This is a genomic window from Desertibaculum subflavum (assembly GCA_003576705.1).
Classification (GTDB): domain Bacteria; phylum Pseudomonadota; class Alphaproteobacteria; order Ferrovibrionales; family Ferrovibrionaceae; genus Desertibaculum; species Desertibaculum subflavum.
Genome location: QOZS01000011.1, coordinates 19800 through 32562, shown reverse-complemented (window position 1 = coordinate 32562; position 12763 = coordinate 19800). Strand labels below are relative to the sequence as shown.

General features: G+C 67.7%; 12 protein-coding genes. 6 read left to right on the top strand and 6 right to left on the bottom strand.

The window, feature by feature from the left end:
* Window positions 1-4 precede the first annotated feature (4 nt).
* From DT074_RS07540 to DT074_RS07520, 6 genes are all read right to left on the bottom strand, one after another.
* Window positions 5-928, bottom strand: coding sequence for a nickel/cobalt transporter (locus tag DT074_RS07540; protein WP_162914707.1), 924 nt, complete (start codon window positions 926-928; stop codon window positions 5-7).
* On the bottom strand, window positions 918-1511 hold the full coding sequence (locus tag DT074_RS07535) for a DUF1007 family protein (protein WP_162914706.1): 594 nt from the start codon (window positions 1509-1511) through the stop codon (window positions 918-920). Before DT074_RS07535 ends, DT074_RS07540 begins: the two co-directional genes overlap by 11 nt.
* A gap of 7 nt (window positions 1512-1518) precedes the next feature.
* On the bottom strand, window positions 1519-1803 hold the full coding sequence (locus DT074_RS27940; RefSeq protein WP_162914705.1) for a hypothetical protein: 285 nt from the start codon (window positions 1801-1803) through the stop codon (window positions 1519-1521).
* A 60-nt stretch (window positions 1804-1863) separates the two neighbouring features.
* Entirely contained in the window at window positions 1864-2052 is a 189-nt protein-coding gene (locus tag DT074_RS07530; RefSeq protein ID WP_162914704.1) for a hypothetical protein, read from the bottom strand.
* A gap of 7 nt (window positions 2053-2059) precedes the next feature.
* A complete protein-coding gene (gltA, locus tag DT074_RS07525; protein WP_119419219.1) occupies window positions 2060-3349 on the bottom strand; it encodes a citrate synthase in 1290 nt (429 codons plus the stop codon).
* A 96-nt stretch (window positions 3350-3445) separates the two neighbouring features.
* The gene (locus DT074_RS07520) at window positions 3446-4363 is read right to left on the bottom strand and encodes a DMT family transporter (protein ID WP_119419218.1); all 918 of its coding nucleotides are present in this window, start codon (window positions 4361-4363) and stop codon (window positions 3446-3448) included.
* 217 nt (window positions 4364-4580) lie between these two features.
* On the opposite strand from DT074_RS07520, the gene DT074_RS27935 reads away from it, so the two are divergent.
* The 6 genes from DT074_RS27935 to DT074_RS07495 all read left to right on the top strand — a co-directional run bounded on the left by DT074_RS27935 (window position 4581) and on the right by DT074_RS07495 (window position 12760).
* Window positions 4581-4730 carry a hypothetical protein gene (locus DT074_RS27935; RefSeq protein WP_162914703.1) on the top strand — a complete coding sequence of 50 codons (150 nt, stop codon included), beginning with the start codon at window positions 4581-4583 and terminating at the stop codon, window positions 4728-4730.
* Window positions 4731-4839: 109 nt separating this feature from the next.
* The gene (locus tag DT074_RS07515) at window positions 4840-5970 is read left to right on the top strand and encodes a type III PLP-dependent enzyme (RefSeq protein WP_119419217.1); all 1131 of its coding nucleotides are present in this window, start codon (window positions 4840-4842) and stop codon (window positions 5968-5970) included.
* 69 nt (window positions 5971-6039) lie between these two features.
* Window positions 6040-7455: a homospermidine synthase gene (locus DT074_RS07510; protein WP_119419216.1), complete on the top strand. Its 1416-nt coding sequence runs from the start codon at window positions 6040-6042 to the stop codon at window positions 7453-7455.
* 333 nt (window positions 7456-7788) lie between these two features.
* Complete coding sequence (locus DT074_RS07505; protein WP_119419215.1) at window positions 7789-10179, top strand: cyclic nucleotide-binding domain-containing protein; 2391 nt, start codon at window positions 7789-7791, stop codon at window positions 10177-10179.
* Between the two features lie 22 nt (window positions 10180-10201).
* On the top strand, window positions 10202-11035 hold the full coding sequence (locus DT074_RS07500; RefSeq protein WP_119419214.1) for a hypothetical protein: 834 nt from the start codon (window positions 10202-10204) through the stop codon (window positions 11033-11035).
* A gap of 6 nt (window positions 11036-11041) precedes the next feature.
* A complete protein-coding gene (locus tag DT074_RS07495) occupies window positions 11042-12760 on the top strand; it encodes a cytochrome c3 family protein (RefSeq protein WP_162914702.1) in 1719 nt (572 codons plus the stop codon).
* The last annotated feature ends 3 nt before the right edge of the window (window positions 12761-12763 follow it).

Below are 12763 nucleotides of genomic sequence, written 5' to 3'. Positions count from 1 at the left end.
CGCTCTAGAACATGCTGGTGGCGGGCGCCCGCCAGGCGGCGAGGAACAGCGCCGCGCCGAACAGCGCGACCGTGAGCCAGCCGCCGACGGCGAGGCCGCGATGCAGCAGCGCCGCTGCCTTGCCGTCGCCCGCTATCGCGCTGGCCGCGCCGCGCGCATAGACCGCCGCGACGGCGAGCAGCCCGACGGTGATGGCGGTGCCGGCCGACATGGCGAGCGTGCCGAGCATGCCGGCGACGAACAGGCCCTGGGTCAGACAGAACAGCAGCAGCACGATGGCGCCGGTACAGGGCCGGATGCCGACCGCCAGCGCGACCGCCCAGAGCGAGCCGGGCGCGCGGCTTTGCGCACGATCGTGGCCGTCGTCGCGGTGGTGCCCGTGACTGCAGCCGTGACCGTGCCCATGGCAGTGTTCGTGCTGGTGACCGGCGGCGGCGAGGCCTGCCTTGGCGAGGCCGAACAGCGCGATCAGCGCGGTGGCGCCAAGCTCGACCTGCAGCGCCCAGCGCTCGACCTCGCCGCGGCCGAGGCCGAGGATCAGCGCGAGCAGACCGACCAGCAGGATGGCGCTCATGCCCTGCGCCAGCGAGGCGATCGCGGTCGCCAGCAGGCCGCGGCGCAAGGTCGCGCGGTCGGCCACCGCGTAGGCGGCGATCACCGCCTTGCCATGGCCGGGACCGATCGCATGCAGCACGCCGTAGAGGAAGGCGCCGCCGAGCAGGGCGGTCAGCGGTGCCCAGCTGTCGGCGCTACGGAGCGCGCGCACGGCACGGCGCATTTCGACCAGATGCTCACGCTGGGCGGCAAGCGCACGGGCACCGAGATCGTCGAGCCAGCGCAGCGGGACAAGGTCGGGCATCAGGACGGCCGCGCCGAGCAGCAGCACGGCGGCGAGGCCCAGCCCGGCGACAACCTGCCTACTTGTCACATTCGATCCCGGTCACCGTCGGATGCACCTTGCTGCCGACGACCTCGAAAATGGTCACCGTCCGGTCGGCATAGGTGACGACGCGGCAGCCCTGCGGCAGGGCGCCGTCGAGCTTGAGGTCGCGCGCCGGGTCGAAACCGAACTGGATGTAGTAGCTGTCGTCGTAGAGGCCGATCGTCACCTTGCGCGCGCGCGGATCGACCGGCTCCGCCAGGGTGGCGCGGAAGCGCGCCCGCATGCGCTTGTCCTGCATCGTGAGGCGCAGGCGGTCGATCCCGGTGATCGGCACCACCTTGCCGTCGACCCGGAGATGGGTATGGAACTGTTGGGTGGCGATGTGCTTCTGCATGCGCGTGGCGAGGTCGTCGAGCTCGGCCGCGTCCAGCTTGCCGTCGCCGTTCTTGTCGTTGCCGTCGAGGGCGATCTCGGTGTCGAGCTCGTCGAACAGCCAAGTCACCTCAACCGCGGCAACGCGCCCGTCGGCGAGAACGAGGCCGAGGCTTGCGTCGAGATAGGAATGCGGATGTGCCCAGGCCGGCCCGGCAAGGGCCAGGATCAGCGCCGCAGCGGTGAGGCGGCGCAAGCGGGCGCTAGCAGCCGGGGCCGACCAGCCCGCCGCAGAGCGGGCAGACCATGCCGCGGCTGAGCCGCTCGCGCTCCGTCGCTGGTGTGGCGGGCTCGCCGAGCAGGCGGGCGATCTCGGCGCGGATCCTGTCATGCTCGGCGCCTTCGGGCGCGGCGCCGCAGGCGCCGAAGCGAACCGCCTTGATCTCTTCGCTCGCCTCCTGGATGCGGAAGGCGGCGGCCGGGCCAGCGAGGCCGGTCAGCGCTGCGCCGCCTGCCGCGACACCGAGAAAACTACGCCGGGTCACCATCACCAAACCTCCGATGCCTGCCACCCGTTCCGCACCTTGGCACGCCACTCGGCCGCGCGATCAAAGCGCCGCGAAAACCATATACGCTATGGCGAAGGCAAGGCCGGCGGCGATCGCGAGCAGGATGCCGCGCAGCTTCGGGCGATTGTCGTTCGCCGGAAACTGCAGCGCTGGCCGGCGCACCTCGCCCGCCGGTGCCGGCGGCAGCGGCGGGGGCGGGGTGCTGCGGGCGCGGGTCGGCGCCATCATCATTGCCTCAGCCACGCTTGGCGATCGGCACGTAGTCGCGCTGCGCCGCGCCGGTGTAGAGCTGGCGCGGCCGGCCGATCTTCTGCGCCGGGTCCTCGATCATCTCGTTCCACTGCGCGATCCAGCCGGTGGTGCGCGCCACCGCGAACAGCACGGTGAACATCGCCGTCGGGAAGCCCATCGCGCGCAAGATGATGCCGGAATAGAAGTCGACGTTCGGATAGAGCTTGCGGTCGACGAAGTACTTGTCCTCGAGCGCGATCTTCTCCAGCTCCATGGCGAGCTTGAGCAGCGGGTCGTTCTTCACGCCGAGCTCGGCCAGCACCTTGTGGCAGGTCTCGCGCATCACCGTCGCGCGCGGGTCGAAGTTCTTGTAGACCCGGTGGCCGAAGCCCATCAGCTTGGTGTTGTCGCCCTTGTCCTTCACCTTGCCGAGGAAGTCCTTCACCTTGTCGGCCGAGCCGATCTCGTGAAGCATCTTCAGCACCGCCTCGTTGGCGCCGCCATGGCTGGGGCCCCACAGGCAGGCGATGCCGGCGGCGATGCAGGCGAACGGATTGGCGCCGGAGGAGCCGGCGAGGCGAACCGTCGATGTCGAGGCGTTCTGCTCGTGATCGGCGTGCAGGATGAAGATCAGGTCCATCGCCTTGGCCAGCGTCGGGCTGATCTTGTATTCCTCGCACGGCACCGAGAACATCATGTTCAGGAAGTTCTCGGCGTACTTCAGGTTGTTCTTCGGATAAACGAAGGGCTGGCCGACAGAGTATTTGTAGGCCATGGCCGCGATCGTCGGGATCTTGGCGATCAGGCGGTGCGACGAGATCAGCCGATGCTGCGGGTCGTTGATGTCGAGGCTGTCGTGATAAAAGGCCGACAGCGCGCCGACCGTGCCCACCATCACCCCCATCGGATGGGCGTCGCGCCGAAACCCGTTGAAGAAGCGGGTCAGCTGGTCATGCACCATGGTGTGGAGCGTGATGGTGCGCTCGAATTCCTGCTTCTGCTTGGCGGTCGGCAACTCGCCATGCAGGAGGAGGTACTGGACCTCGGTGAAATCGGAGTGCTCGGCCAGCTGCTCGATCGGGTAGCCGCGATAGAGCAGCACGCCCTCGTCGCCGTCGATATAGGTGATCTTGCTCTCGCAGGAAGCGGTGGCGATGAAGCCGGGATCGAACGTGAAGTAGCCGGTATCGTTGTAGAGCTTTCGGATGTCGACGACCTGCGGGCCCGCCGTCCCGCTCAGCACCGGGAGATCGGTCTTCTTGTTGCCCACGACGACATTTGCGGTGTTGCTCATGCGGTTTCCTTCCGGCTTTCCGGCGCCTGCAGGGGGCCGGACCTTCGCTTTGATGCAGCGCACTATAGCCTCCCCCGGGGCGCCCGGAGAAGCCCGTCAATCCGCCCGCGACTCGGCCCTGAGCGCCCTCAGCCGGACGCTTTCCCGGTAGGCGACATAAAGCCCGCTGCCGATCACGATGGCGATGCCGACCAGGGAATACCGGTCGGGAAATTGGCCGAAGATCAGCCAGCCGAACAGCAGCGACCAGATGATGGCCGAATAGCCGAACGGGGCGATCAGCGAGACCGGAGCCAGCTGCAGCGCCCGGATCATCAGGAAATGCCCGAGCCCGCCGCACACCCCGAGTGCCAGAAACATCGGGGCGTGGCGCCAGTCCGGGGTGACCCAGACGAAGGGCACCACCATGGTTACCGCCAGTGCGCCGACCAGCGAGGTGTAGAACAGGCTCGCCACCGGGTTCTCGCTGGTGCCGATCCGGCGGGTCAGGATCTGGTACAGGCCGTAGGTGACGGCGGTGCAGAGCGGCAGCAGCGCCGCCGGGGTGAACAGCGACCCGCCGGGCCTGAGGATCACCAGCACGCCGCCGAAGCCGACCGCGACGGCGGTAAGCCGGCGCCAGCCGACCCGCTCGCCCAGCATCGGGATCGACAGCAAGGTCACAAGCAGCGGCGCGACGAAGCCGATCGCCGCCGCTTCGGCCAGCGGCAGGTAGGAAAGGGCGGTGAAGAAGAACCCGGTCGAGAGCAGCAGCAGCACGCCGCGCACCAGCTGCACGCCGAGGCGCCTGGTGCGCACGAGGCCGCGCCCATGCCGCGGCCCCAGCACGATCAGCATCAGCAGGCAGTGGCCGGCATAGCGCGCCCACACCACTTCCGGCACCGGATAGAGCGCGCCCAGCACCTTCGCCTGCATGTCGAGCAGGCCGAACAGGGCGATGCCGGCCAGCGCGAGCCCGATGGCGCGCAGCCGCGCCGTGCTTTCGTTCTGCGCTTCGCGGTTGGATGGAAGCATGCGGGCCAGGTGGCGGCGTCGTGGTAAGCGAATGGTGAAGAAAAAAATCACGCCGGGGCAAATTTCTTATTGCACCCCGCGCTCTCTGCCTTATAAGCCGATTTCAGACGCACCCGCACGTGCCTATGGCCCACAGTGGTTATGCAACGACGTTAGGCGTCCTTTTTGGAACGTCCGGCACGATGACCTCGGCGCCGGTTCTGAGAGGGAACTTACGATGTTGGACCAGCTGGGCCGCAAGGCCGCGCTTGCCGTCATCCCGTCGCTCGATGTGACCTGCGCCGCCTCGCGCCGCGCCGCGCGACTGGCTTATCTGCATCTCATCGGTCGGAAGAACCCACTTTCAAGTATGTGCTCGCGGCAGTGACCCGTCGCTGCCGCGTGGCGTCGTGAGCCGGGTCGCTCGCGCGTCGCTCTCCCTGCACATCACTCCATGCAGCCGTCCCGCGCGCCGGGGCGGCCGAGGGTTCAGACCGATGAACGCCAAGATCTCCCGCTACCTCCAGGACGCCCGCCCCCCGACCCCCTGCCTGATCGTCGATGTCGACGCGGTGGAGGAGGGCTACATCCAGCTCCGCGATCTGCTGCCGGAGGCGCGGATCTTCTACGCCGTGAAGGCGAACCCGCTGGCGCCGGTCGTCAAGCGGCTGAACAAGCTCGGCTCCAGCTTCGATACCGCGAGCCGGCAGGAGATCGACCTCTGCCTGAAGCAGGGCGCCAAGGCCGACCGCATCTCCTTCGGCAACACGATCAAGAAGGCGGCCGACATCGCCTATGCCTATGAGAAGGGCGTGCGGCTCTTCGCCTTCGACAGCGAGGCGGAGTTGCGCAAGCTCGCCCAGGCGGCGCCGGGCGCGAAAGTGTTCTGCCGCGTGCTGATGGAGTGCGAGGGCGCCGAATGGCCGCTTTCCCGGAAGTTCGGCTGCTCGCCCAAGATGGCGGCCGACCTGATGGTGCAGGCGCGCGAGCTCGGCCTCGACGCCTATGGCCTTTCCTTCCATGTCGGCTCGCAGCAGACCGACCTGTCGCAGTGGGACACCGCGCTCGGCCGCGTGTCGTCGTTGTTCTCGATCCTGCGCGAGCGCGACGTCGACCTGCGCATGGTCAATCTGGGCGGCGGCTTTCCGGCCCAGTATCGCAGCGACGTGCCGCCGCTCGAGGCTTATGCCCGCACGGTGATGGCGGCGGTGCGACGACATTTCGGCAACCGCATCCCCGAGCTGATCGTCGAGCCCGGCCGCTCTCTCGTCGGCGATGCCGGCGTGATCCAGACCGAGGTCGTGCTGATCTCCGACAAGGGCGACGGCGACGGCCGCCGCTGGGTCTATCTCGACATCGGCAAGTTTTCCGGCCTCGCCGAGACCATGGACGAGAGCATCAAGTACCGCTTGCGCACGCCGCATGACGGCGGCCGCACCGGTCCGGTCGTGCTGGCCGGCCCGACCTGCGACAGCGCCGATATCCTGTACGAGAAGACGCGCTACGAGCTGCCGCTCGACCTCGCCATCGGCGACAAGGTCGAGATTCTGACCACCGGTGCCTATACCTGCACCTATTCCTCGGTCGGCTTCAACGGCTTCGAGCCGCTGAAGACCATCTGCATCTAGGTCGACCGCTTCACCATTCGCTGAACTGTGTTAGGACGCCGGGCAAGTGCCCGGCGTCAGGAGATTGATATGAGCCAGACCACCAAGCTCGCCGGCCTGAAGGGCCGCCTCGTCATGATCGGCTTCGGCAGCATCGGCAAGGGCGTGCTGCCGCTGATCGAGCGTCATCTCGACGTGGATCTCGCGCGCGCGGTGATCATCACCGCCGAAGACGCGGGGGCGGAGATCGCCAAGGAATACGGCGTCGAGTTCCGCGTGCTGCCGCTGACGCGGGAAAACTACCGCGCGGTGCTGTCGCCGCTGCTGGGCCAGGGCGACTTCCTGCTCAACCTGTCGGTGGAGGTGTCGAGCACCGCGCTGATGCAGCTCGCCCACGAGAAGGGCGCCTTCTACCTCGATACCTGCGTCGAGCCCTGGCCCGGCGGCTATACCGATCCGTCGTTGACGCCGTCGCAGCGCTCCAACTACGCGCTCCGCGAATCCGCCCTGGCGCTGAAGCCGAAGCTCGCCGGCGGTGCGACCCAGGTGATCGCGCATGGCGCCAATCCCGGCCTGGTCTCGCACTTCGTGAAGCAGGCGCTGCTGGACATCGCGCGCGATACCGGCAGCCGCGCCGCCGTGCCGGCCGACCGGGCCGGCTGGGCCAGGCTGGCCGCCGATCTCGGCGTCAAGGTGATCCACATCGCCGAACGAGACACCCAGCTGGCCGAGCATCCGAAGCAGCGCGGCGAGTTCGTCAACACCTGGTCGATCGACGGCTTCTACAGCGAGGGCATGCAGCCGGCCGAGCTCGGCTGGGGCAGCCACGAGAAGGCGCTGCCGCCCGATGGCCTGCGCCACGAATTCGGCTGCGACGCCGCGATCTACCTCAAGCGCCATGGCGCCTCCACGCGCGTGCGTACCTGGACGCCGCTGGAGGGCCCGTTCGTCGGCTTCCTGATCACCCACAACGAGGCGATCTCGATCGCCGATTACTTCACGCACCGCGAGGGCGGCAAGGTGGCCTACCGGCCGACCGTGCACTACGCCTATCACCCCTGCGACGATGCCGTGATCTCGCTGCACGAGCTGGCCGGCAAGCGCTGGCAGTTGCAGGACAGCAAGCGGCTGATGATGGACGAGATCGTCAGCGGCATCGACGAGCTCGGCGTGCTGCTGATGGGCCACGCCAAGAATGCTTACTGGTACGGCTCGCGTCTATCGATCGAGGAGGCGCGGCGGCTCGTGCCGCACAACAACGCGACCAGCCTGCAGGTGACGGTCGGCGTGCTCGCCGCGATGGTCTGGGCGATCGAGAACCCCAAGGCCGGCGTGGTGGAGGCGGACGAGCTCGACCACGCACGCATCCTGGAGATCTGCGCGCCTTATCTCGGCGAGGTGGTCGGCGCCTATGGCGACTGGACGCCGCTCCAGGGCCGCCACTTCCCGTTCCCGGAGGATGTCGATTCCGATCCCTGGCAGTTCCGCAACTTCCGCGTCGTCTGAGCCGGATCAAGGATCACCGCGGAGGCGCCGAAGGCGCGGAAGAGATCGGCGCCAGATGCCGCATTCCCTCCGCACTTCTCTGTGTCCTCCGCGGTTTTCTTGCTGCTCCGCAGCATCCGCACAACGAATTGGTAATTTCCGTGTCGTTTAGTGGACTTAGGTTGACAGTCGCCGACGGCTCAAACTAGCCTCGCGAATCGAGGCGGTTGCCGCGTGTTGCGCTGGTGTTCGGGGACGCCCGTGTGAGCTGCGGTGCGGCGTGAGGGCCTGATCACGGACGCTATGCACGGCACCGGGATCGAAGGCGGCTCGCGCTTGGGGGGCGGGGGTCGAATGGCCGAACGGTTCACGGTCGCCATTGTCGGATCAGGGCCGGGGGGCCTCAGCGCTGCGGGTCACGCGGCGAAGCTGAACGTTTCCCATATCCTGCTGGAACGCACCTCTCATGCGTCCGACACCATCTACAAGTACCAGAAGGGCAAGCTTGTCATGGCGACGCCTGACATCCTGCCGCTTCGCTCCGATTTCGATTTCAAGCTCGGCATCCGCGAGGACATCCTCGGCACCTGGGACCGCCAGCTGAAGGAACAGGGCGTCAATATCCGCTACAACGCCGAAGTGACGGGGATCAAAGGCGCCAAGGGCAATTTCCAGCTCACCCTGGCCGACAAGTCGGTAATCGAGGCCGACCACGTCGTCCTCGGCATCGGGTTGCAGGGCAATCTCAACAAGATGACAGCGCCGGGCGCCGAGCTGCCGCATGTGCAGTATCAGCTCGACGACCCCGACGAGTATGACGGCGAAAGCATCTTCGTGATCGGCGCCGGCGACGCCGCCATCGAGAATGCCGTGGCGCTGGCCAAGCAGAACAAGGTCGCCATCGTCAACCGCTCGGCCGAATTCGCCCGCGCCAAGCAGGGCAACCTGGACCTGATCCGCGCCGCCGTCGATAAGGGCCTGGTCGAGGCCTATCACAACGCCACGCCGGTCCGCGTCACCGCCAACTCGATCGTGCTGAAGACCGCCGATGGCGAGGTCGAGGCGCCGTGCAACCGCATCATCGCCCGGCTCGGCGCCACGGCGCCGCGCAAGTTCGTCGAGGGCTGCGGCATCCAGTTCCCCTCGGCGGCGCCGTCGGCGCTCCCCGAAGTCAGCGCGACCTACGAGAGCAACGTCCCCGGCCTCTACGTCATCGGCGCGCTCGGCGGCTATCCGCTGATCAAGCAGGCGATGAACCAGGGCTTCGAGGTGATCGAGTTCATCCTCGGCCGCCAGATCGAGCCGGCCGACGAGCCGCTGCTCAAGGAGAAGTTCAAGGGCCTGGGCCCCGTCGCGGTCAACGACGTGCTGGCCCGCATCCGCGCCAATGTGCCGATCTTCGCCGAGCTGAACCCGCTGGTGCTGCGCGAGCTGATGCTGGATTCGACGGTACATACGCCGAAGCCGGGCGATGTGATCTTCAAGCACAACGATTATTCGAATACCTTCTACACCATCGTCGACGGCGAGGTGGAGATCCAGGTCAGCCCGGACGATCCGAAGCAGGTCGTGGTGCTGGGCCGCGGCGCCTTCTTCGGCGAGATGGGCCTGATCGCCGGCCGCCGGCGCACCGCGACGGTGGCCGCGCGCACCAATGCCGTGCTGATCGAGACGGCGCGGCGCACGATGCTGAAGCTGATCGCGTCCAACGCGCCGGTGAAGCGCGAGATGGACCGCGTCGCCATCATCCGGCAGATCCAGACCTATATGGCCCCGAACACCCCGGTCGAGAGCCTGATGGAGCTCGCCGAGACGGCGACCTTGCAGCGGTTCGGCAAGGGCGAGGTGCTGTTCAACCAGGGCGATCCGGGCGACGGCGTGCACCTGATCCGCTCCGGCTCCGTCACGGTGTCGCGCCGCATCGGCGGCCGCGACATGGTGCTGAACTACGTCGCCTCGGGAAACTATGTCGGCGAGATGGCGCTGCTCACCGACGCGCCGCGCTCGGCCACGGTGCGCGCCGCGGTCGCGACCGAGACGGTCAAGCTCGACGGCGAGGCCTTCAAGCGCCTGCTGGCGCACGACCAGCGCCTCAGCCGCGAAGTCGAGACGCGCTTCCGCGAGCGGCTGGAGAATAACGCCCGCATGGAGGCGCTGCCGGAAGCGGGCTCGATCATCGAGTTCCTGGTCAACCAGGGCGTCGGCGAGGCGACCGACGTGCTGCTGATCGACGAGAGCCTCTGCGTGCGCTGCGACAATTGCGAGAAGGCCTGTGCCGAGATCCCCTCGCATCACGGCATGTCGAGGCTCGACCGCGAGGCGGGACCGACCTTCGCCGCGATCCACGTGCCGACCTCGTGCCGGCATTGTGAGCATCCGCATTGCATGGCCGATTGCCCGCCGGACGCGATCCACCGTGCACCGAACGGCGAGGTGTTCATCAACGATTCCTGCATCGGCTGCGGCAATTGCCAGCGCAACTGCCCCTATGGCGTGATCCAGATGGCGGCGCCGCCGCCGCACAAGCCGGGCCTTCTCTCCTGGCTGCTGTTCGGCCTCGGCCACGGGCCCGGCGAGGACAAGTCGCTGCGCCACGTGAAGAAGGAGGGCGTCACCAAGCACGCGGTGAAATGCGATATGTGCAAGGACGTGGAAGGCGGCGCCGCCTGCGTGCGTGCCTGCCCGACCGGCGCCGCCATTCGCGTCGATCCGAAGCAGTTCCTCACGCTCGCAGCGTTGCGATAGGGCGGGGGCCGGGGGGCAGGGCATGCACGAATCGGTGGTCGTCTACAACCGGTTCCGCTTCCTGAAGGCGGCGACGCTGCTCGGCCTCGTCGCCATCGTGCTCTATGCTTGGCACGATCCGGCCGGCGGCCTGCCGAACGGCGGCACCTGGCTCGGCTACGGCCTCGGGACCATCGGTGCGCTGCTGATCCTGTGGCTGATGTGGTTCGGGGTGCGCAAGCGCTCCTACGGCGAAGGCCATGTCAAGCTCGAGGCCTGGCTCTCGGCCCATATCTATCTCGGCCTTTCGCTGATCGTGGTGGCGACCTTGCACACCGGCTTCCAGTTCGGCTGGAACGTGCACACGCTCGCCTATGTGCTGATGATGCTGGTGATCGCCAGCGGCGCCTTCGGGCTCTACGCCTATCTCCGCTATCCCCGGCTGATGACCGAGAACCGGCGCGGCCTGACGCTCACCATGATGATGCAGCAGATCGCCGACGCCGACCGCGATTGCCGCGAAAGCAGCATGCAGCTCGGCGAGGAGATCAACCGCGCGGTGCTGCAGGCGAGCCAGGACACGCGGCTCGGCGGCAGCATGTGGCGCCAGCTCGCGGGCCGCGACCCGAATTGCGCGACTTTGGCCGCGCTGCGCTCGATCGAGCGGCTGGCCGAGAAGACGAGCGGCGCCGAGGCATCCGCCCTGCGCCGCCTGGTCACCTTGATGACCAAGAAGGTCGACCTGCTGCGCCAGGCGCGGCGCGACATCCAGCTTTCGGCGCTGATGCAGATCTGGCTCTACGTGCACGTGCCGCTGACCTTCGCGCTGATCGCGGCGCTGGTCGCGCATGTGATCGCTGTCTTCTTTTACTGGTAGGTGACCATGCGCGCGCTCGTCACCACACTGACCAAGAAGGCGAAGGGCGGCGTCGCACGGCGCGACGACAGCGTCGAGACCGACATGCTGCGCTTCGGGCGCGGTGCGGATTGCGAGGTGCACCTGAGCGACCCTCGGGTCCAGCTGCACCATGCGCAGATCGTGTTCCGTCCCGGCGGCTATTTCCTGGAGGCCTTCGGCCAGGCGGATTTCGAGGCGGGGGGCCAGCGCACCCAGGCGCATCGGCTCAATGCGGGCGAGAAGATCCAGCTCGGCCCCTATGAGATCGGCGTCGTCGGGTCGACCGGCGAGCACGATATTGCGCTGACGATCGAGCTGGTGCGCCCGCTCGGCGACGACCTCGCCATGCTGCGCACGCGCAGCCGGATCAGCCTCGGCGGCGGCGGCCTCGGCAAGCGCGGATGGTCATGGCTGCTGTTCCTGCTGATCGCGGCGGTATTCCTGGGCGCGCCGATCTTCGCCTTCACCATGAAAACGCCGAGCCCGCGCGGCTTCGATCCCGCCGCGGCACCGCACGGCCTGCTTGCCAAGGCCGACGAGCTCTGGCTCTCCGGCCCGATGTCGGGCAGCCACAAGTTCTTCGGCGTCGCCTGCGAAAGCTGCCACCAGAAGGCCTTCGTGCAGACCGAGGACCAAGCGTGTCTCGCCTGCCACGCGACGATCCAGCACCACGCCGACGCCAAGAAATTCCAGTTCGCGAGCTTCGAGGATCGGGCCTGCCAGAGTTGCCACAAGGAGCATACCGGCAACGCGGCCATCGTGCTGCGCAGCGACCGGTTCTGCACCGACTGCCATGCCGGCATCAAGCAGGCGGCACCGGCGGCGGGCCTCGACGACGCCACCGATTTCGCCCGCAACCATCCGCCGCTCCGCGCCACCGTGCCGGTGGATGCGGCTGGCAAGCTCGAGCGCGTGGCGCTGACCGGGCGCCGCGGGCCCGCTGACCAGATCGGCAAGGCGGCCGAGCAGTCGAACCTGAAATTCCCGCACAACAAGCATCTCGGCGAGAAGGGCGTGCGCCATCCCGACAAGGGCATGGTGAAGCTCGATTGCGGCGGCTGCCACGCCGCCGATCCGGGCCAGATCGGGTTCCTGCCGATCCGCATGGAAGCGCAGTGCATCGAATGCCACCAGCTCAGGTTCGAGCCGAAGGCGCTGAACCGCCAGCTGCCGCACGGCAAGCCGGCCGAAGCGCTGGCGGTCCTGGGCGACTTCTACGCCGCCATGGCCTTGGCCGGCGGCGTCGAGGATGCGGATGCGCCGGCCATCGTGCGCCGCCGGCCCGGCACGCCGCTCAAGACCGAGGCGGAGAAGCTCGAGGCGCTGGCCTGGGCGCGCGCCAAGGCGAGCGAAGTGGCCGAGCGCAGCTTCGGCCGTTCGCTCTGCGGCTCCTGCCACACGGTGGAGAAGAAGGGCGAGGAATGGCAGGTGGCCAAGGTGCACCTGACCGACCGCTTCATGCCCAAGGGCAAGTTCCCGCATGGGCGTCACGCGTCGATGCCGTGTGGCGATTGCCACGGCGCGGCGCAGTCGGAGCAGGCGAGCGACCTGTTGCTGCCGGGCGTCGAGAACTGCCAGTCATGCCATGGCAGCGAGAAGGCGGCGGACCGGATTCCGTCGGCCTGCATCGATTGTCATGATTTCCACCGCCCGGGCCTGCCACCAATGCGCCCGGCGCGGCAGGCGGCAGTGCTTGGCCGATGAGGG